The sequence below is a fragment of the Pararhizobium arenae genome, from assembly GCF_001931685.1.
GTDB classification, from domain to species: domain Bacteria; phylum Pseudomonadota; class Alphaproteobacteria; order Rhizobiales; family Rhizobiaceae; genus Pararhizobium; species Pararhizobium arenae.
The window spans coordinates 410,698-429,340 of record NZ_MOOY01000005.1; the positions used below are offsets into that span (position 1 = coordinate 410,698).

The following is an 18,643-nucleotide window of genomic DNA, read 5'->3' on the forward strand; positions in this document are numbered from 1 at the left end:
TAAGCGGGCGCGTAAAGTTTCCCATCACCCCCCGAACTTCGTAGCCCACACCGTCACCGGCCCCAGGCTCGTCGGGATGCGCACATATACGGGCGCATAGACATTGACCGTTTCGGCCATGGCAAACCAGATTTCCATCGATTCCAGCTTGCGCAGATATTCGACGTCCTCGCGGCCCTTGCGGTAGCCGGATTTGGGCACGAACTTCACGCCGCAGACGATGACGTCGCCGGAAAAGCCTTCGGTCTTGAAGGGCTTGGTGCCCTTGGGCGAAAGTTTCAGGTCGAGGCGCGATTCGCCGTCGAAGATAGGCAGCGTCTTTGGGCAGACGCGGGCCTTGGCGGGGAAGATCAGGCCCGAGAGCGGATCAACGACGTTGCGCATGTCGCCCTTGGTCACCGGCACCCAGTTTTTCGGGATGCGGCGGGGTGGGGTCATCGTCGCGGAGGTGACGGTTCCGTTGCGGAACTGCACGTCAATCGCCCGGCCTTTCTTGCCGCTCTTGTAGCGCATGGAATATTCCGACGCATTCAGCCGGTCGCGGCCGATGGTGCCGGAGACGGAGGTCTGGCCGGAGGTGCTGGAAAGGATATCGGCGATGCCTGCGGATTTCAGCGTGCCGGAAATCCTGTAGCGGCCCGAATCGAGTTTTGTGCGGAACGAGGCCTTCGCAATCGGCAGGCCGGCCAGCGAAATGCTGTAGTCGGTGTTGTGCCTGATCTCGGCGGCTTCGAGCCTGCCTGTGGATAAGGTCGTTGTGAAAACGGTCAGGGAAACCAATGCCGTCAACACGGCCCCGTTCTTCCGCCAGTTCATTCCATCACCTTTCAAGATCCGCATGATAACAGCAGATAGGGCGGCTTTGCGGCATTTCTGCGCCGCAGCCCTGGTGCCTATCCTTAGCGCAGGCCTTTCAAAAGTGGAATTGCCGGTCTATGGCATGAGCCAACCATATTCGGGCAGTTAATCGCGCGAAATGCCGGTAAACGCGGCCGCGGTTTGAAGAGTTTTCCCTGAAATGGAAGGTTTGGCTTGACGCGCCGGGCTTCTCTGACTATAGAACCGCAACTTTCCAATCATGGCCAGTGGGAATGCGGCCTGGGCTCTGGGCCCGCAAACGCATTGTACGACGGCGAAAAGAAAATAGGTGCACAATGTCCCGTAGTTGCGAATTGACCGGCAAGGGCGTCCAGTCGGGCAACAATGTCAGCCACGCTAACAACAAGACCAAGCGCAAGTTCCTTCCGAACCTGTGCAACGTCACGCTGATCTCCGACGCGCTCGGCCAGCGTTACCGTCTGCGCGTTTCGGCTGCAGCCCTGCGCTCCGTCGAACACCGTGGCGGCCTCGATGCCTTCCTCATCAAGTCTTCGGAAACCGAACTGTCCATGCGCGCTCGTCTGCTGCGCCGCCAGATCGTCAAGAAGACCGCTGAAGCCGCTTAATCGCCGCTTTCAGGTTTTTGACAAAAGGCTTGCCTTTTCCAAGGCGAGCCTTTTTCGCGTGAACACTCACCCGTCTTCGGCTCTGGCCGCAGGCGACCGTCCCTCCAACTGGTGGCATACCCCAGGATAAAAAAATGCTTCAAGCACGCACGTTTGCACTTTATGTCGCGATGATGACCCTGGTGGTCATCGCCTCCAACATCCTCGTCCAGTATCCGCTCCCCGGCAGCATCGCCGGCATGCAGCTCGGCGATCTCCTGACCTGGGGCGCTTTCAGCTACCCCATCGCCTTCCTCGTCACCGACCTCACCAACCGCCAGTTCGGCCCGGCCATCGCGCGCCGCGTCGTCGTCGCCGGTTTTGTCGTGGCGATCGGCTTTTCGATCTTCCTTGCCACGCCGCGTATCGCGATTGCCTCGGGTTCGGCCTTCCTGCTCGGGCAGTTCCTCGATATCTCGGTGTTCAACCGCCTGCGCCGCCAGAGCTGGTGGCGCGCGCCGCTCATCGGCTCGCTGGTCGGCTCGGCCCTCGATACCGCGATCTTCTTCTCGTTCGCCTTCGCGCCGTTCTTCGTGTTCTTCGGCCCGAACGATGGCTTTGCGCTGGAAAATGCCCCGATCCTCGGCCTGATGTCGGCGGAAGCGCCGCGCTGGATCTCCTGGGCGCTGGGCGACCTCGGCGTCAAGATCCTCGTCGGTCTGGTGATGCTGTTGCCCTACGGGGCGCTGATGAGCGTGATCAAGCCGATGCCGGGCCTCAAGGCTTCGGCGTAAGGGCTGATCTTATACCAAGGATCGATGATAGGAGCCTATAGGTTCCTATCATCGATCCTTGGTATTACCCCTTCTCTCGCGTGGAGAAGGGGAAGTCCCCTGAAACCCTCGACAAAATCCCATGGGATCGTTATTGCCAAAGGCCTTGTTTAACCGTCCTTGAAGGCCCGATCCCATGACGACTGCAAACGCCCCCGCGCCGCGCCCCGGTATTCTCGATATCGCCGCTTACGTGCCGGGCAAGGAGCATGCTCCGGGCGTCGCCAAGGTCTACAAGCTTTCCTCCAACGAGACCCCGCTCGGTGCGAGCCCGAAGGCCATCGAAGCCTTCCAGAAGGCCGCCGCCAGCCTTGAGCGCTACCCGGATGGACAGGCTGTCGAGCTGCGCGAGGCGATCGCCTCCACCTATGGGCTGAACGTCGCCAACCTCATCTGCGGCAATGGTTCGGACGAACTGCTTGGCCTGCTCTGCCACGTCTATCTCGGCCCCGGCGACGAAGGCATCATCACCGAGCACGGCTTCCTCGTCTACAAGATCCAGATCCAGGCAGCCGGTGCTACCCCGGTCGTCGTCAAGGAAAAGGATTGCCGCGTCGATGTCGACGCCATCCTCGCCGCCGTGACGGACAAGACGAAGATCGTCTTCCTTGCCAACCCGGCAAACCCGACCGGCACCTATATCCCGGTCGAGGAAGTTCGCCGCCTGCAGGCCGGCCTGCCGAAGAGCGTCATCCTCGTTCTCGACGCTGCCTATGCCGAATACGTTCGCCGCAACGATTACGAGGCCGGCGTCGAGCTCGTCTCGTCCAACCAGAATGTCGTGATGACCCGCACCTTCTCCAAGATCTATGGTCTGGCGGCGCTGCGCATCGGCTGGATGTACGGGCCGCTCGCGATCGTCGATGCGCTGAACCGGGTGCGCGGACCGTTCAACATGAATGCCCCAGCCATTGCCGCGGGTGCTGCCGCCATGCGCGATCAGACCTTCGTCGCGAGCGCCGTCGAGTTCAACAACGAATGGCTCGGCCGCGTCACCGGCGCGCTGTCCTCGCTCGAGCTCAAGGTTACCCCGTCCGTCACGAACTTCGTGCTCATCCACTTTCCGGATGTCGACGGCAAGCGGGCATCGGATGCCGATGAATTTCTGACGAGCCGCGGCTATATCCTGCGCGCCGTGCGCGGTTATGGCTTCCCCAATGCGCTGCGCATGACCATCGGCTCGCAAGAGGCCAATGAGGGCGTGATCGCCGCGCTCACCGAATTCATGGGCCGGTGATCATGGCCACGCAGTTCGAAACCATCACGCTGATCGGCATCGGCCTCATCGGCTCGTCGCTGGCGCGCGAGATCAAGGACAAGGGCCTTGCCGGTACCGTCGTCATCTCGTCGCGCAGCCCGGAAACCCTCAAGCGTGCCGAAGAGCTCGGCCTTGGCGATCGCTACATGCTGAGCGCCGCCGAGGCGGTGAAGGATGCCGATCTGGTGATCGTCTCGGTGCCCGTCGGTGCCTCCGGCACGGTGGCGGAGGCTATTGCCCCCCATCTGAAGCACGGCGCCATTGTTACGGACGTGGGGTCCACCAAGGGCTCGGTCATCGCCCAGATGAAACCGCATATGCCGGATCATGCGCATTTCATCCCCGGCCACCCCATCGCCGGCACGGAGTATTCCGGCCCGGATGCCGGTTTCATCGGCCTCTTCAAGGGCCGCTGGTGCATCCTCACGCCGCTGCCGGAGACGGATGCGGACGCCAAGGCGAAGCTGCGCCATTTCTGGGAAACGCTGGGCTCGATGGTCGATGACATGGACCCGGAGCATCACGACAAGGTTCTGGCGATCGTCTCCCACCTGCCGCACATCATCGCCTACAACATCGTCGGCACGGCGGATGATCTCGAAGCGGTGACGGAATCGGAAGTCATCAAATATTCGGCCTCGGGTTTCCGCGATTTCACCCGTCTCGCCGCCTCCGACCCGACCATGTGGCGGGACGTATGCCTGCACAACAAGGACGCGATCCTTGAGATGCTGGCGCGGTTTTCCGAAGACCTCGCCTATCTGCAGCGGGCGATCCGCTGGGGCGATGGCGACAAGCTGTTCGATCTCTTCACCCGCACCCGCGCCATCCGCCGCTCCATCGTCCAGGCCGGTCAGGATACGGACATGGCCGATTTCGGTCGCCATGCCAAGGATCAGAAGTAGCTCACAGCGCGGGCAATTCGCCGAGCGGGAAGAAGGCAAGCGAGGCATTGCCGTCGCGCACATCGATGGTCACGGTTGCCTCGTTGCCGCCGCCGTTGAGGGCGCGCAGCATGTTGGCCGTGTTGTTGATATTGGCAACCGCTTGTTCGTCCGGAAAAGCCCTGACGAGAATAGGGCGAAGATTGGCGATCTCTCTGATCGTCACCTTGAATGTGCCGGAGATCAGGCCCTCGTCATCGACACTGAACGGACCGGATGCGGTTCCCACCATGCCGTTTCCGAAGTCGAGCGTAAGGTTGCGCAACTCGCCCCTAGAACCGCGCAGGAAATGCGGGCTGACCGGCTTCATCTCGACAAGATCGGCGCGATCAACCAGCGTGAGATCCACGGCGGCGGCCAGCGGCGGCAACAGGCTCTCGCCGCTGTCGGGACGCAGATCGAGCGCTTCCACATTGGCGGCAACGTCGAGATCGGCGCCATTGCGGCGCAGATGCGTTTCGCCGTGGTTTGCCGCGAGGTCCAGTCGGTCGCCGGTCAGCGGCAGCATGGCAGTTGCCTTCATCCGGTCATAGGCGAGCGACAGGCGGTTGAGCCCGGAAAAGCCGGCATTGACGCTGGCATGCAGCAGCGACCAGTCGGCGGAGACGGTGAGATCGGGCGAGACGCGGATTTCCGCCGGGCCATCGAGTTCCAGCACGCCGTGGCCGGGCCGGTAAACCTGGGCTGCCGATCTCAGTTCGCCGAAGGATGCGGACGCCGCAAGCGTGTTGTCGTCCAGCTGCACCCTGTTGCAGAAGACGCCGATGCGGAAGGGAAAGCCGCGCACATCCATGTCGCTGCAATCGGCGGAAAAGCCGTTTGCCCTGCCGCTGTCGAAGAATGCCTGCAAGCGGCTCTCGATCTGCTGGGCCGCAATGAACCAGGCGGCGCTGTAGACGATCGCGACAGCGATCACGGCAATCGTCAGGCGGCGGAATTTTCTCGTCGTACCCGAATCGCCGGTTATGTCTGCTGCTGTCACGTCTGTCTCCTCTGGCCGCCGCTTTCTGGCCGGGTCTTGGTGCACCCCGCACGGTTTCGCCGTCCCGGGCCTTTGAAACTGATTCCGATGACGGGAATTATGCGCTAGGAAAAGTTCGGAATAATGGTCGCATCGCGGATGCAGTGAAATGCTGATGGCATCGGATATGGACGATTTTTGGGTCTTTGGCTACGGGTCGCTGATGTGGAATCCCGGCTTCCTGTTTAAGGAGAGAGTGGCGGCCCGCACCTTCGGCTATCGCCGCGCGCTCTGCGTCCGCTCCTTCGACCATCGCGGCACGCCGCAAAAGCCCGGCCTCGTGCTCGGCCTCGATCGTGGCGGGTCCTGCCTGGGCGTCGCCTTCAAGGTGCCGGGGGATCAGCGCGAGCCGGTGCTTGCTTATCTGCGCGAGCGCGAGCTTTTCAATCATGTGTACCGGGAACGAACGCTGCCGGTGATGCTGGCGGGTGGAGATCGCGTCGGCGCACTCGCCTATGTCGTCGACCGGGGGCACCGGCAATATGCCGGGCGGCTCAAGGCGGAAGAAGCAGCCGGTATCGTTGTCACGGCGCGTGGAAAGTCAGGGCCCAACCTGGATTATGTCGTCAACACGCTCGCCCATCTCCACGACATGGGTATCCGCGACCCTTGGCTGGAAGAGGTGGCGGGACGGTTGGCGGCCGCTGCATCGGAGTATGCAGTTCCACCCCCCTCTGTCACTCCGTGACATCTCCCCCCTTGAGGGGGAGATGCCCGACAGGGGAGAGGGGGGTAAGTTGCGGCAGGCACGAAGCCCGCCGCAGACTGCGTCACCCCCGGCTCGTATCCCCCGTCAGCGCCCTGTACCGCTCGGCAGCCGTTGGCGGCAGCGGCAGGTGCGGATTGGCCTGGATGGTTTCCACCAGCAGCGCATCGCTTGCTTTCTCCATCACCTCAATCAGATGGGCGTGGAAATGATCGGGATCGTCTCCCGGCGCGATCGGCGGCAGGATGCGGACCTTGAAATGGCCGGGAAAGCGCAGGAACTTGCGCCGCGGCCAGAAGAGCCCCGGATGCATGACGACCGGTACGACGGGCACACCGAGATCGCGGTAGAGGCGGGCGATGCCGTATTTATAGGCCGGCTCCGCGCCCGGCGGCCGGCGCGTGCCCTCGGGATAGATGATGAGCTGGCGTCCGGTCGCCATCTCCTGGCGGGTGCGCTCCATCACGGCAGCCATTTCCTTGCCGCGGGCGGCGCGGTTCACCGGTACCATGCGTTGTTTCATCACATACCAGCCAAACAGCGGAATCCACATCAGCTCGCGCTTGAGGATGTAGAACGGATCGGAAAGCCAAGGCAGGAGCGCGTAAACATCCCAGAACGACTGGTGCTTGGGTGCGAAGATGTAGCCGCCCTTCGGCAGGTTCTCCAGCCCCTCGATATCGAAGGTTGTGCCGACGACCTTGTCGAACAGCCAGTTGTTGCTTCGGGCCCAGTTTTTCGGCACGAACCACGAGGTCTTGCGTGAAACGAGAAAATAGATGGGCGTGAAGATGATCATCCGGACGATCAGGTTTGTGTAGAACAGGATGTTGAACAGGACTGAGCGGAGGACGATCATCAAAGGGCTTTCGCGGAAACGGATGACCGGCGGCAGCGCCGCCGGCTGATAACTCGACAGGCTGCGTACACGATTATTGGCGAAAGGAAAACAGCTTGGCCGGAAGCGCTACGGATTGGCGTGCGGCTTTTCGAGACCGCGCAATCCGCTCGATGTATGGGCACCCAGCGCGTCGCGCACGGAAGCCGCCGAGAATTTCGCATATTCCAGCAGGATGGTCTTGATGACCATCGGGTTGGTCAGCCAGTTCGTGCTCTTGAGATCGGAGTTGACCACGGGGTAGGGAATGAACGCGATGCCCGGATTGGCGCGGCGCAGCTCCAGCAGGCTGCGCGGCATGTGGTAGTTGTTAGTCACCACCAGAATGCTCTGATAGCGATTGTCGCGTATCCAGTTCGCCGTCTCGTTGGCATTGCCGATGGTGTCGATCGCATCATGGCCGATATCGACGCAGCATTTGAAAAGATCGGCCGAGCTTTGTGTGTTGCGGCGGATCTGTCCCCCGGTGGTTGACGGGTGAACGCCGGAAATCAGCAATCTGTCGCCAGCCCCTGTCTTGAGAAGTTCAACCGCCTGGTCGATCCTCTGGAAACCCCCGGTCAGCACCACGATGGCGTCGGCCTTGGGGTTTGCCGGCGGTTGCAGGGAAGCGACCTGATCGGCGAAATAGAGGAAGCCGGCAACCATCGCGCCGGCGAGCAGCAGCAGCACATAGAAGGTCACGCGCACGACCCGACGGCGAAAGCTGATATGCCTGCGCACGAAGGTTCGCTTCTGTCTCGTGGAGCCGTCGTCTTCCATGTTCCGCTTCAGGAGTTCCCCAGCCATCATGATTCGTCCATAGCTGCAGATTGCGGCGAGGAAGGGATGGGGGTGAAGGTCATCATGCGGTTAATTCTGATAGGTGTCTATGCGCGCGGGGTCCGACCGGATCTGGTCGATCTCGTAGATCGTGCGCATGATGGTGAAACGGGCCGTCAGCGTTGTCAGCAGTGAAATCACGATCATGATCGCGGCAATGCCGACATAGCCGGTGTAGCCGATCGTGAAGGTGCCGAAGAGGGCGGTTGCCTGGTCGCTTTCCGGCGTTGCCAGCGAGCGCGATTGCCAGAAGCCGGCAACGGCGAAGCAAAGTGCGGCGAGCAAGCCGCCCGCGCCGGCCCCCTTCAGGCTGATCTTCAGGAAATGCTTCTGGAATTCCGAGGCGACGAAACCGGCCTCCGCACCCACGAAATGCAGCACCTCCACGATATGGCGATTGCCGGAAAGCGTGCCGCGCGTGGCAAAGACCACCGTCAGCACCATGGCGGAGAACACGAGAACCAGAACGCCGGTGCCAATCAGCGCCGTCGTGCGGGCCATGGCAACGAGCCTGTCGACCCAGGTGCGGTGGTCGTCGAGATAAGCCTGCGGGATCGCCTCGGAGAGTGCTGCGCGCATCGCCGCAAAATCCGGCGGGTTTTGCTCGTCGATGGTGATGATGACAAGGCGCGGCACGGGCAACTCGTCGAGATCGAGGCCCTCGCCAAGCCAGGGCTCCAGCAGCCGCGCCGTCGCATCGCGATCGACGATGTTGCCCTCGACCGTTCCGTCGAAGGTCAGGGCAAGGTCGCGCGCATCGGCAAGCGCCTTGTCCATGTCGAAATTCTCGTCCGGCTTGATCTGGATGGTGACCTCGCGGGAGATCTGGCTCTGCCAGCTTTGCGCCGTGGCGCGCACCATGCTGACGGCGCCGAGCGTCAGGCAGGCGAGAAACGCCATGATGGCGATCACCAGCATCAGCGCATTGCCGGAGACATTGGCCGACGGCACGATCGGCGCGGTGGGGCGCACCTTGAGCGGCGGCCTGCGCGCCGGCTGTCCGGCCTGTGCCGGCGGCGTTTTCACGGGCGCGTCACTCATAAATGTCGAGCCGCCCTTCGGACAGGATCATGCGCCGTGCCTCGACCTGATCCATCAGCGACAGATCGTGGGTGGCGATGACGACGGCGGTGCCGAGCCGGTTGAGCTCGAGGAACAGATTGAGCAGGCGGCGGGCCATTGGCGGATCGACATTGCCGGTCGGCTCGTCCGCAAGCAGGATTTCCGGCCGGTCGATCAGGGCGCGCGCGATCGCCACACGCTGCTTTTCCCCGCCGGAGAGCACCGGAGGCAAAACGTTGATGCGCTCGCCTAGCCCGACCCAGTTCAGGAGTTCGATGACATCGGCGCGGTAGGAGCTTTCTTCCTTGCCGCGGACGCGCAGCGGCAGGGCGACGTTCTCATAGGTCGTCAGATGGTCGAGCAGCTGGAAATCCTGGAACACGATGCCGACGCGACGCCGCAGCATCGGAAACTCGTCATGGGGTATGGCGGAGATATTGCGGTCGAACATGCGGATCAGCCCGCGCGTCGGCTTCAGCGACAGGAACAGCAGGCGCAGCAGCGTCGTCTTGCCGGCGCCCGAGGGGCCTGTCAGGAATTGAAACGACTTGCGCGGAATGTCGAAGGTCAGGTCACGGAGGATTTCCGGGCCCATGCCATAGCGCAATCCGACATTTTCAAAGTGAATCAAGGGTCAGTCCAGCTCTCGTCACGCATCGCCGCCTTGGCTGAGATCGCCATCCGGGCCGGATCAACATGGTTAAACACCGGTTAATTTTCCATGAAAACCCGCCGCTTTGAGGGCGTTCTTTTCGAACAATTAACCATTTCGGTTTACGTCTCGGAAAGATTTGTTTCAATGCCCGGATTTAGCCCTTTCGCGGCGAGGTCGGGCCTTCCGGCGCGGCCTTGCCGCGAAAGGAGAGACGATGCAGGCTTTTCGCTCGCAGCAGCAGGGCGCAGCGCGCATGGATTTCATTCCGCCGGAGCGGAACGCCCGGCAAGCTCAACGGCCCGCAGCCGCATCTTGCCGCGCTGATATCGTCGATGCGGACTTCGAAACGGTCGCCTTCCCGGCGCGCAAGCCTGCCCATGCGGTCTTCAACGACAACCGCAGCACACTTTCCCAAGATCGGAAGCCTGCGGCAAGCACGCAGCAGATGCCGGTCAGCATGCTTCTTCTGGCCATGCTGGCGGAGGCCACCGTTCTCATCGAACAGGTGTTGCGACGCATTTCGCCTGCTGCCTTTCTCGGTCTTGTCGCCAGCCTCTGCGCGGTCGCCTTCTTCGTGGCATCCGGCATGGCCGGTGCCAGCTCCACCGCTATACCTGCCGGTCTCGCGATCGGCGACGTCACCACCCGGCTTGGCGATGCAAGCGGCATGAAGGTCATTTCGGTTTACGGGGTGGTTAAAAATCACGGAAGCGAACTGCAGGCCGTTCCCGTCATCGAAATCGCCGTCGATGCCAGCGGGCAGCGCAGGACGGTGGCGCGCGTTATCTCCGGCGCAACTATCCTCGCCCCCGGCGAAAGCCGCCCCTTTGCGGCGCGTCTGCCGCATGCCGGGGGAAAACTGCCGAACGTCGAGGTTTCCTTCGGCAAGCCGGATGCATCCCTGCGCTGACTGTGCTAAGCGGCAGGGCATGTTACGTAAGGTGTAGGGCAGTTTGTGTGCCGACAGCGTGCGTGGAAACACAATCCGAGGCGCTGGAAAAGACCTGAACGGTTCCCATGCGCATCTCATCCGCGGAGGCACGCCAGATGCCCTCCGCCGCTTTTCTGGAGACCATCCTATGCCCGTCGTTCGTGGGAAAAATATCGAGCAGCTGTTCAGCGCCGAAGTGATCGCAAGCCGAAACAAGGAGATGGCCGAAGAGATCGTCAAGGGCAAGACCAATGATCTCCTGGTCATTTCCGTCCTCAAGGGCTCATTCATCTTCGCCGCCGACCTGATCCGCGCCATGCATTCGGCCGGGCTCGCGCCGGAGGTGGAGTTCATCACCCTTTCGAGCTACGGCACCGGTACCGTTTCCCAGGGCGTCAAGATCATCAAGGACATCGACAGCGACGTGCACGGTCGCGACGTGCTGCTGATCGACGATATCCTTGAATCCGGCCGCACGCTGCGTTTCGCCAAGGAACTCATGTACGAGCGTGGCGCTAACTCTGTCTCGCTTGCCGTGCTGCTCGACAAGAAGGTCAAGCGCCAGACAGAACTTGAAGCCGACTATGTCGGTTTCGAATGCCCGGATTATTTCGTCGTGGGCTATGGCATGGACGTGGCCTATGCGTTTCGCGAGCTGCCGTTCGTCGGCATCGTCACCGGCGACGCTGAGTGAGCCAATTTGGCACGCCGACCCCTGTGATCTGGCCTTTGGGCGTTTACTGAAAGCAAAGAAAAGTCTGGTGTTTTGTGGGTGCGGGTACAACCGCACCGTTGTAGCGGTGATTCGACGGAGATGAGTTCCGGCGCCGGATAGCGGTCATTTTGAACCCATGGAGGCCATGATGGCGAAAATCCTGATTACTGAAGATGAGGATAGCTTGCGCCGTTTCGTGGCGCGTGCCCTGCAGCTCGATGGTCACCAGACCGTCGAGGCAGCTGACGGCGCCGAGGGACTTGCCTGCCTGAAGGACGAGAATTTCGATCTCTTGCTGTCGGATATCCGCATGCCGGTGATGGATGGCATCGATCTCGCGCTTCAGGCATCCGAGGCTTTCCCGACCCTGAAGATCCTGCTGATGACCGGTTATGCCGAGCAGCGGGAACGCGCCGACAACCTGAACGGCAAGGTGATCGACGTCGTGTCGAAGCCGTTTACCCTGCCCGATATCCGCAAGGCCGTCGCCGTGGCGCTGGCTGCATAAAAAGAAGAAAAACGTTCCCATACCAAACAAAGGGCGAGGCACTTCCCATGCCTCGCCCTTTATTTTGTTCACAAGCTTTTCGCTGTTTGCTGCGTGCGGTCGGGTGACACTACCGAATATCCAGCAGTCGCTCCAGATATTGCTTCTCCAGCTCCGGCGAACTGTTCGTCCCCAGCCGCCGGCGGATTTCTTCCAGAATTTCGCGGGCCCGCTGGGTGTCGATCTCGTCGGGCACCTTCACCTGATCGCCGAAATCCGGCCCGGCATTCTGCTGCCGGCGCCCGAGCGGATCGCGGCCGTTCTGGCCGTATTGCGGGATGCCCTGTCCCTGGCCCGGTCCTTGGCCCTGACCCTGCATCTGGTTCATCATGTCCTGCGCGCCGTCGCGCAGGGCCTGCAACGCGCGGCCCTGATTGCCGACCGCCCGCTCGCCCTGGCCTTCCCCGAGCGCGCCTGAGGCGCCTTTCATCTCGCGGCCTGCCTCGCCGAAGCCCTTGCCGGGCTTGATGCCCATGCCTTCCAGGCCCTTCTGGAGTTCACCGAGCTGCTTGGACAGCGCCTCCTGCTGGCTCTTCATGTCTTTCAACGCCTGCCGCAGCTGTTCCTCGGTCATCTGCTCCATGGGATTGGGTTCGCCGGAGTTTTCACCCTGCTGCTGTTGTCCCGGCTGCGGCGGCATGTCCTGGTCGAACAGTTCGGAATCCTCGCCATCGAGCGGATCGCCGCGCTGCATGCGGTCGCGCAGCGCCTGATCGTAGCGGAAAGTCTCTTCCATCAGCCTCTGCTGGTCCTGCATCAACTGGCCGAGCTTGTCCATCTGCTTGCGCATCTCGCTGTTGTCTTGGCCCTGCTGCATTTGCTGGGGCCGGCCGGCCTGCATGTTGTTCATCATGCGCTGCATTTCAGAGAGCATCTGGCGGGCCTGATCCTTGGCTCCGGATTTTGCCAGGTTCTCGATCTGGTCCATCATCTTCTGCAGGTCCCGCTGGCTGACCATGTTGTCCTGATTGGGATTGGCGGCCATGCGCGGGTTCTTCATCGCCTCTTTCGCCAGCGCTTCCATGTATTCCTGCATGGCCTGACGCAGTTCCTGCATCAGCTTGGCGATTTCCTCGTCGGAGGCATTGCGCTCCAGCGCGTCGGACAGTTTCTGTTGTGCGTCCCGCAGCCTGCGGTCGGCCAATGCCAGATCGCCGTCCTCGATCCCGAGCGCGATTTCCCAGAGGTGATCGGCGGCATCCCGCATCATTTCATCGTCGCGGGCCAGCTCCATCCGGGCGCGGGCCGATTTCATCATAAGGAAGTGCGTGAGGTTCGGGATCGTCTCTTCCGCAAGGGCCGTCACGGCATCGTTGAGGTCTATGGCGCGGGGCATGGCCTTGGTGTCGAGCGCAAAGACCTGCCGTTCCTCGGCCACGGCGCCGGCCAGCGGCTCGAAGAATTGACGGGCCGGCAGGATCATGTCCTGCGGCACGCTGCGGCCTTCCTGGCCCGCGGCATCGCGCGCAACGAGCGTGATGCGCACCCTTTTGCCGGCCAGCGGATGTTCGGAAATATTGCGGCTCGTCAGCCCCTTGGCGTCACGGGCGTTGCGTCGCGGCAGGTCCAGCCGGTATTCGGGCAGGGGATAGAGCGGGCGGGCATCCTCCGCCTGCGGATCGAGCGGCTTGATCTCTGCCCACGCATCCTGAAGCCCGTAATCGTCCTTGCCGACAAAGCCGATTTCGAGCGCGGCATTCACGGTTGTCTTCGGCAGGCCGTCGAAGGCGATCTCCGGCACCCGGTCCGGAATGACGGTAAAGTTCCAGCTCCGGCCACCGACGGAAAGCGCGCCGTCGCGGTTGATCTTGTAGAGATAGGTTTCGCTCCCCGTCGGCGCGCCGGCTGCGGCGACCTTTTGTTGCGCCGGCGGCTGTGGCTGCGTCGCCGCGGGCTTGTCGGCGGCGGCCGCCTTCTTTTCGGCAGCCTCCTGTTTGGGGATCGTGATGGCCGCGTCTTGCCCCTTTTCCTGGAAGGTAACGCTCGTGTTGTCGCCGCTGACGATGCGAACGGTCAGTTCACTGAACTGCGGAATGTCGAGCACGTCGGCTGAAGCGACATCTTCCCGTCCCGTCAGGAACACCGGCGCCCGGCCGGTGTAGGCCGGCGGTGTCACCCAGGCATCGATGCGCACATCCGGCAGGGATACCGGCGTCTCCGGAAAGTGAAAGGCATCGGCCAGACTGCCGGCCCGGTTGGAAAAGGAAAAAGCGAAGGCGACGCACGCCAGAAGCACCGGCACGGCACGAAGGCCGTAAACGTCCTTGCGGGCAATGTCGGGACGGGGCAGGCCGGTCTGCAGCGCGCCGATCATGCGCGCCATGCGCGACTGATGCTCCTGCCACAGCGCCTCGCCGAAAGCACCCTCCGTTGCCGGCTTGTCGTCCTGCACGCGGATCGCCTGATGCGGCAGCGCGTTGCGCTCTTCCAGCAGGCGATCGGCCTCGACGGTGTCGGGCAGGCGCAGCCGGGCGAGGGGGATGAGAAGGGCGAGGAATATCAGACCGCTTGCGATAAGCACGCTCATGTGCAGCCAGAAGGGCATGGCGCGGAAAGCGCCGAACCATGCAAGGGAGACGAAGATCAGAAGGACAGAGAGGGGCAGAAGAAGTCGGGGCGCGATGTTTTCGGCCACAATCACCATGCGAGCCAGCGCACGCTTATAGCCGAGCGTCCTGGCGAGTTCGCCTTTTCCCATAGCCGGTTTTTCCTCGATCGGTCGCCGTTGCGGCCCTTGCGCCATCCGGTCACGTTCCCTTGGTTCGCGCCCATACGTTCGCGATGGATTTTACACCATAAGAGGAAGATACCATTGTTTGTGGCGAAGACGAGGGCGATCCGGAAAACGTGATGGGATTGCGCATGATTGTGAGCGCAATCCTTTTGGCGTCGGCTCAGTCGAGCCAGTCGGGAACGGAATCGAGACCGATCAGCTCTTCATAGGTCCCGCGTGGCCGAATCACATGGAAGCGATCGCCCTTCACCAGCACTTCCGGCACCAGCAGGCGGGAATTGTAGGTGCCGGCCTGCACCGCGCCATAGGCGCCTGCGGTTCCGATGGCGATCAGGTCGCCCGGCTTCGGCATTGCCATCTCGCGGTCCAGCGCCAGATAATCGCCGGTCTCGCAGACGGGGCCGACGATATCGGCCGTGATGCGCGGCGCATTGGCCGCGGAAATCCTGACCGGACGGATCTCGTGATAGGCCTCGTACAGCGTCGGCCGGATCAGGTCGTTCATCGCGCCATCGACGATGACGAAGGTCTTCGAGCCGCCGTCCTTCACATAGATCACCTCGGTCACGAGGATGCCGGCATTGCCGACGATCAGCCGGCCGGGCTCGGTGACGATCTTGCAGCCGAGGTCGCGCAGCTGGTTCTTGACGATTTCGGCATAGGCATCCGGCAAAGGCGGCGGGTTGTTGTCTTCCTTGTAGGGAACGCCGAGACCGCCGCCGACATCGACGTGATCGATCGCATGGCCATCGCCGCGCAGCGTGTCGACCAGTTCGCGCAGCAGCTTGAAGGCATCCTCGAACGGCTGCAGCGCCGTGATCTGGCTGCCGATGTGCATGTCGATGCCGGTGACCTTGATGCCGTCAAGCGTCGCGGCATGGGCATAGACGGCGCGGGCACGCTCATAGGCGATGCCGAACTTGTTTTCCTTCTTGCCGGTCGAAATCTTGGCGTGGGTCTTGGCATCCACATCGGGATTGATGCGGAAGGAAACATGCGCCTTTTTGCCAAGACGAATGGCGCGCAGGTTCAGGACTTCCAGTTCCGGCTCGGATTCCACGTTGAAGCAATAGATACCGGCCTCTAACGCCAGATCCATCTCCTGCACGGTCTTGCCGACGCCAGAGAACATGATGCGGCTTGCCGGAATGCCGGCCGCCAGCGCGCGCCTAAGCTCGCCACCGGAAACCACATCGACGCCGGCGCCAAGCCGGGCGAGCGTCTTCAACACGGCCTGGTTCGAATTGGCCTTCATCGCGTAGCAGACCAGCGCATCTACATCATGGAAGGCCTTGGCGAAGACCTTGTAGTGCCGTTCGAGCGTCGCCGTGGAATAGCAGTAAAACGGCGTTCCGACGGCCTTGGCGATGTCGATGACGGAAACGTCTTCGGCATAGAGAATGCCGTCGCGATATTCGAAGTGGTTCACAGGTTTGCTCTAGTGCTTAGAGAAGGGGATCGAGAAGGAAAGGCCGTTCCGGAACAGGAGCTTTTTTCTCCTTTTCGCCGGCGGGCGCCTTTCTGTTCATGTCGGTGCTGGCGCCGGGACGTTCAAGATCACCCTTGCGGCCGCAGCCCGAAAGAACGATGCCGGCAGCGGCGATGGCAAGGATGAAGTAAGTCGTCTTACGCGAAAGCATGTCGTTTTCCCGGTGCCGGCCTCTGCCGGATCAATTCCAAACAGCCATATCGATTTTCGAGGGCGTTGTGCACCCTCTTTGTTGATCTCAGTTTCTCGCGCGCCACCAGGCGATCTGCTTCCTGACTTCGCTCGGCGCGGTGCCGCCAAAGGAGGTGCGGCTTGCGACCGAGGCTTCGACGGTCAGCACGCTGAACACCTTGTCGGTGATATCCGGATGGATCGCCTTGAGGTCGGCCAGCGAAAGTTCGGCAAGCTCGCAGCCTTTCTGCTCCGCCAGCGCCACGGCGCGGCCGGTGACATGGTGGGCGTCGCGGAAGGGCAGGCCCGCCTCGCGCACCAGCCAGTCGGCAAGATCGGTGGCGGTGGAGAAGCCGGAACCGGCCGCCGCCTTCATCCTGTCGGTGCGGATGGCCATGTCCCTGACCATGCCGGTCATGGCGGCGATCGCCAGTTCCAGGCTCTCGGCGGCGTCGAAGACCTGTTCCTTGTCTTCCTGCATGTCCTTGGAATAGGCGAGCGGCAGGCCCTTCATGACAGTAAGGAGCGCGATCAGCGAGCCGTTGATGCGGCCGGTCTTGGCGCGTACCAACTCGGCCGCATCCGGGTTCTTCTTCTGCGGCATGATCGAGGAGCCGGTCGAAAACGCATCCGACAGGCGCACGAAACCGAACTGCGGCGTCGACCAGATGACGATCTCTTCGGCCAGCCGCGACAGATGCACGGCGCAGATCGAGGCAATGGAGAGAAATTCCAGCGCGAAATCGCGGTCGGAAACGGTGTCGATCGAGTTGCGGGTCGGTTCGCGGAAGCCGAGCGCCTTCGCCGTCATGTGGCGGTCGATCGGAAAGCCGGTGCCGGCGAGCGCCGCCGCCCCGATCGGGCTTTCGTCCAGATGCTCGATCGCATGGCGCACGCGCTGGCGGTCGCGGCCGAACATCTCGACATAGGCCATGCAATGGTGGCCGAAGGTGACGGGCTGCGCGGTCTGCAGATGGGTGAAGCCGGGCATGACGGTTTCGGCATGCTCTTCGGCGCGGTCGAGGAAGGCTGCGATCAGCGCCGTCAGCATGGTTTCGGTCTTGGCCAGCTCTTCCTTCACCCAGAGGCGGAAATCGAGCGCCACCTGGTCGTTGCGCGAGCGGGCGGTGTGCAGGCGGCCGGCAGCAGGGCCGATCAGGGTCGCGAGCCGCGCCTCGATGTTCATGTGGATGTCTTCGAGCCGGCGGGAGAATTCGAACTGTCCGCTTTCGATCTCTGACAGGATCGTGTCCAGCCCGTGAAGGATCTTGTCTTTATCGTCGGTGGAAATGATGCCTTGATGCGCCAGCATCGTCGCATGCGCCTTTGAGCCGCGGATATCCTGCGCGAAAAGCTTCTTGTCGAAGCCGATCGAGGCATTTATCTCCTCCATGATCGCGTCCGGACCCGAAGCGAAACGTCCGCCCCACATCTGGTTGGAGGATTTGCCTTCGGATGCGCCGTCGCTCATGAAATATGCCCGCCCTGAAATGAACCGTTGCCCTGGAAATTGACATGACAGACCAGAAGAAAAGCCTTCCCGCTGCCAGGATCGTGGCGCTCGCCGCCCTTGCGGGGCTGATCGCCGGTGCGGCGGTGGTATACGTGAAGGAAACCGGGTCTGGCAATGGCGCAGGCGCTGAAACTGCGGCTTCGCAGAGCTGTCCGCTGGCTTCCGGCAAGGTCGCCGCGATCACGCCGTTCCTGAAGGGTCAGGTGGCTGCCATGTCTCCCGTCCCCGAGCCGCGCCCGCTGCCGGGCCTCGTCTTCAAGGGCGCCGACGGGAAGGACCTGACGCTTGCCGATTTTGCCGGCAAGACTGTGCTTCTCAATCTCTGGGCAACATGGTGCGTTCCCTGCCGCGAGGAAATGCCGGCCTTGAACGCGCTGCAGAAGTCCGCCGGCAGCGACCGCTTCGAAGTCGTCGCCGTCAACATCGACAACGGCGACGATGAAAAGCCCAGGGCGTTTCTCGACGAAACCGGCGTGCACGACCTCGGCTACTACCGCGACGCCTCCATGGGCGTCTTCAACACGCTGAAGAAGGAAGGCCTCGCCTTCGGCCTGCCGGTCACGCTTCTGATGGACGACAAGGGTTGCCTCATCTCCTCCATGAACGGCCCGGCCGCATGGGATAGTGAGGATGCGAAGGCGCTGATCAAGGCGGCGACGGGCGGGGTATGATGAGGCTCCATGTCAGAAGCAAACGTGCCCGTGATCTTGCGGCGCAACTGGCAGGCAAGCGAGGTCTGACCATGACCGCCGTGGTCATTCAGGCATTGGAAGCGGAGTTGCGCCGGGAAAGCGAAAAGGCAAGCCTTGCAGATCGTATAGCGCTTATCGCCGACGATCTTGCGCAACAGGCTGGGCCTAACGGCAGGCCTGTCGACAAGGAAGAGATTGATAACCTCTGGTTCTATCCGAACGCCTGAC

The 18,643-nt window shown here is 62.1% G+C and carries 20 protein-coding genes; 10 read left to right on the plus strand and 10 right to left on the minus strand.

Annotation, left to right across the window (positions count from 1 at the left end):
* Positions 1-24: 24 nt before the first annotated feature.
* Complete coding sequence (locus tag BLX89_RS13680) at positions 25-816, minus strand: DUF3108 domain-containing protein (RefSeq protein ID WP_075291445.1); 792 nt, start codon at positions 814-816, stop codon at positions 25-27.
* A 338-nt stretch (positions 817-1,154) separates the two neighbouring features.
* Between BLX89_RS13680 and rpmB the strand changes: the two genes are divergently transcribed.
* The 4 genes from rpmB (at position 1,155) to BLX89_RS13700 (ending at position 4,420) form a co-directional block, all read left to right on the plus strand.
* On the plus strand, positions 1,155-1,445 hold the full coding sequence (rpmB, locus tag BLX89_RS13685; protein WP_075291446.1) for a 50S ribosomal protein L28: 291 nt from the start codon (positions 1,155-1,157) through the stop codon (positions 1,443-1,445).
* Positions 1,446-1,579: 134 nt separating this feature from the next.
* Positions 1,580-2,218 carry a VUT family protein gene (locus tag BLX89_RS13690; RefSeq protein ID WP_075291447.1) on the plus strand — a complete coding sequence of 213 codons (639 nt, stop codon included), beginning with the start codon at positions 1,580-1,582 and terminating at the stop codon, positions 2,216-2,218.
* Positions 2,219-2,393: 175 nt separating this feature from the next.
* Entirely contained in the window at positions 2,394-3,494 is a 1,101-nt protein-coding gene (hisC, locus tag BLX89_RS13695) for a histidinol-phosphate transaminase (RefSeq protein ID WP_075291448.1), read from the plus strand.
* Positions 3,494-4,420 (plus strand): prephenate/arogenate dehydrogenase family protein, encoded by a 927-nt coding sequence (locus BLX89_RS13700; protein WP_245292831.1) that lies wholly within the window; start codon positions 3,494-3,496, stop codon positions 4,418-4,420. The genes hisC and BLX89_RS13700 overlap by 1 nt, the downstream gene beginning before the upstream one ends.
* A gap of 1 nt (position 4,421) precedes the next feature.
* Here the strand turns inward: BLX89_RS13700 and BLX89_RS13705 are convergent, their stop codons facing one another.
* On the minus strand, positions 4,422-5,441 hold the full coding sequence (locus BLX89_RS13705) for a DUF2125 domain-containing protein (RefSeq protein ID WP_083637498.1): 1,020 nt from the start codon (positions 5,439-5,441) through the stop codon (positions 4,422-4,424).
* 154 nt (positions 5,442-5,595) lie between these two features.
* Here BLX89_RS13705 and BLX89_RS13710 point away from each other — a divergent pair, with 154 nt between their 5' ends.
* Entirely contained in the window at positions 5,596-6,168 is a 573-nt protein-coding gene (locus BLX89_RS13710; RefSeq protein ID WP_075291557.1) for a gamma-glutamylcyclotransferase, read from the plus strand.
* An 82-nt stretch (positions 6,169-6,250) separates the two neighbouring features.
* Here BLX89_RS13710 and BLX89_RS13715 read toward each other — a convergent pair whose 3' ends face one another.
* From BLX89_RS13715 to ftsE, 4 genes are all read right to left on the minus strand, one after another.
* Positions 6,251-7,045 (minus strand): lysophospholipid acyltransferase family protein, encoded by a 795-nt coding sequence (locus tag BLX89_RS13715; protein ID WP_075291449.1) that lies wholly within the window; start codon positions 7,043-7,045, stop codon positions 6,251-6,253.
* Positions 7,046-7,153: 108 nt separating this feature from the next.
* Entirely contained in the window at positions 7,154-7,846 is a 693-nt protein-coding gene (locus BLX89_RS13720) for a YdcF family protein (RefSeq protein WP_075291450.1), read from the minus strand.
* Positions 7,847-7,936: 90 nt separating this feature from the next.
* The gene (locus tag BLX89_RS13725; RefSeq protein WP_075291451.1) at positions 7,937-8,947 is read right to left on the minus strand and encodes a cell division protein FtsX; all 1,011 of its coding nucleotides are present in this window, start codon (positions 8,945-8,947) and stop codon (positions 7,937-7,939) included.
* Complete coding sequence (gene ftsE / locus BLX89_RS13730; RefSeq protein ID WP_075291452.1) at positions 8,940-9,599, minus strand: cell division ATP-binding protein FtsE; 660 nt, start codon at positions 9,597-9,599, stop codon at positions 8,940-8,942. Before ftsE ends, BLX89_RS13725 begins: the two co-directional genes overlap by 8 nt.
* 238 nt (positions 9,600-9,837) lie before the next feature.
* On the opposite strand from ftsE, the gene BLX89_RS13735 reads away from it, so the two are divergent.
* The 3 genes from BLX89_RS13735 (at position 9,838) to BLX89_RS13745 (ending at position 11,777) form a co-directional block, all read left to right on the plus strand.
* Positions 9,838-10,533, plus strand: coding sequence for a hypothetical protein (locus BLX89_RS13735; protein ID WP_075291453.1), 696 nt, complete (start codon positions 9,838-9,840; stop codon positions 10,531-10,533).
* Positions 10,534-10,702: 169 nt separating this feature from the next.
* Positions 10,703-11,248 (plus strand): hypoxanthine phosphoribosyltransferase, encoded by a 546-nt coding sequence (hpt, locus tag BLX89_RS13740; protein ID WP_075291454.1) that lies wholly within the window; start codon positions 10,703-10,705, stop codon positions 11,246-11,248.
* Between the two features lie 169 nt (positions 11,249-11,417).
* The gene (locus tag BLX89_RS13745) at positions 11,418-11,777 is read left to right on the plus strand and encodes a response regulator (protein WP_075291558.1); all 360 of its coding nucleotides are present in this window, start codon (positions 11,418-11,420) and stop codon (positions 11,775-11,777) included.
* Between the two features lie 109 nt (positions 11,778-11,886).
* On the opposite strand, the gene BLX89_RS13750 is transcribed toward BLX89_RS13745, so the two are convergent.
* The 4 genes from BLX89_RS13750 to argH all read right to left on the minus strand — a co-directional run bounded on the left by BLX89_RS13750 (position 11,887) and on the right by argH (position 17,681).
* Positions 11,887-14,514, minus strand: coding sequence for a TIGR02302 family protein (locus BLX89_RS13750; protein WP_075291455.1), 2,628 nt, complete (start codon positions 14,512-14,514; stop codon positions 11,887-11,889).
* A 196-nt stretch (positions 14,515-14,710) separates the two neighbouring features.
* The gene (gene lysA / locus BLX89_RS13755; protein WP_075291456.1) at positions 14,711-15,979 is read right to left on the minus strand and encodes a diaminopimelate decarboxylase; all 1,269 of its coding nucleotides are present in this window, start codon (positions 15,977-15,979) and stop codon (positions 14,711-14,713) included.
* Positions 15,980-15,995: 16 nt separating this feature from the next.
* Positions 15,996-16,190, minus strand: coding sequence for an LPS translocon maturation chaperone LptM (lptM, locus tag BLX89_RS13760; RefSeq protein ID WP_075291457.1), 195 nt, complete (start codon positions 16,188-16,190; stop codon positions 15,996-15,998).
* Between the two features lie 87 nt (positions 16,191-16,277).
* Positions 16,278-17,681, minus strand: coding sequence for an argininosuccinate lyase (gene argH / locus BLX89_RS13765; protein WP_075291458.1), 1,404 nt, complete (start codon positions 17,679-17,681; stop codon positions 16,278-16,280).
* A gap of 44 nt (positions 17,682-17,725) precedes the next feature.
* Between argH and tlpA the strand changes: the two genes are divergently transcribed.
* Positions 17,726-18,394 carry a thiol:disulfide interchange protein TlpA gene (gene tlpA / locus BLX89_RS13770; RefSeq protein WP_075291459.1) on the plus strand — a complete coding sequence of 223 codons (669 nt, stop codon included), beginning with the start codon at positions 17,726-17,728 and terminating at the stop codon, positions 18,392-18,394.
* Positions 18,391-18,642 carry a type II toxin-antitoxin system VapB family antitoxin gene (locus tag BLX89_RS13775; RefSeq protein WP_245292825.1) on the plus strand — a complete coding sequence of 84 codons (252 nt, stop codon included), beginning with the start codon at positions 18,391-18,393 and terminating at the stop codon, positions 18,640-18,642. The genes tlpA and BLX89_RS13775 overlap by 4 nt, the downstream gene beginning before the upstream one ends.
* Position 18,643 lies beyond the last annotated feature (1 nt).

Coding starts and splice junctions, on each gene's coding strand:
- BLX89_RS13775 (WP_245292825.1), top strand. CDS start 18,391: ATGATGAGGCTCCATGTCAGAAGCAAACGTGCCCGTGATCTTGCGGCG.
- hpt (WP_075291454.1), top strand. CDS start 10,703: ATGCCCGTCGTTCGTGGGAAAAATATCGAGCAGCTGTTCAGCGCCGAA.
- BLX89_RS13720 (WP_075291450.1), bottom strand. CDS start 7,846: ATGGAAGACGACGGCTCCACGAGACAGAAGCGAACCTTCGTGCGCAGG.
- BLX89_RS13690 (WP_075291447.1), top strand. CDS start 1,580: ATGCTTCAAGCACGCACGTTTGCACTTTATGTCGCGATGATGACCCTG.
- BLX89_RS13710 (WP_075291557.1), top strand. CDS start 5,596: ATGGCATCGGATATGGACGATTTTTGGGTCTTTGGCTACGGGTCGCTG.
- BLX89_RS13725 (WP_075291451.1), bottom strand. CDS start 8,947: ATGAGTGACGCGCCCGTGAAAACGCCGCCGGCACAGGCCGGACAGCCG.
- BLX89_RS13715 (WP_075291449.1), bottom strand. CDS start 7,045: ATGATCGTCCTCCGCTCAGTCCTGTTCAACATCCTGTTCTACACAAAC.
- BLX89_RS13735 (WP_075291453.1), top strand. CDS start 9,838: ATGCAGGCTTTTCGCTCGCAGCAGCAGGGCGCAGCGCGCATGGATTTC.
- lptM (WP_075291457.1), bottom strand. CDS start 16,190: ATGCTTTCGCGTAAGACGACTTACTTCATCCTTGCCATCGCCGCTGCC.
- argH (WP_075291458.1), bottom strand. CDS start 17,681: ATGAGCGACGGCGCATCCGAAGGCAAATCCTCCAACCAGATGTGGGGC.
- hisC (WP_075291448.1), top strand. CDS start 2,394: ATGACGACTGCAAACGCCCCCGCGCCGCGCCCCGGTATTCTCGATATC.
- BLX89_RS13750 (WP_075291455.1), bottom strand. CDS start 14,514: ATGGGAAAAGGCGAACTCGCCAGGACGCTCGGCTATAAGCGTGCGCTG.
- BLX89_RS13745 (WP_075291558.1), top strand. CDS start 11,418: ATGGCGAAAATCCTGATTACTGAAGATGAGGATAGCTTGCGCCGTTTC.
- tlpA (WP_075291459.1), top strand. CDS start 17,726: ATGACAGACCAGAAGAAAAGCCTTCCCGCTGCCAGGATCGTGGCGCTC.
- rpmB (WP_075291446.1), top strand. CDS start 1,155: ATGTCCCGTAGTTGCGAATTGACCGGCAAGGGCGTCCAGTCGGGCAAC.
- BLX89_RS13680 (WP_075291445.1), bottom strand. CDS start 816: ATGAACTGGCGGAAGAACGGGGCCGTGTTGACGGCATTGGTTTCCCTG.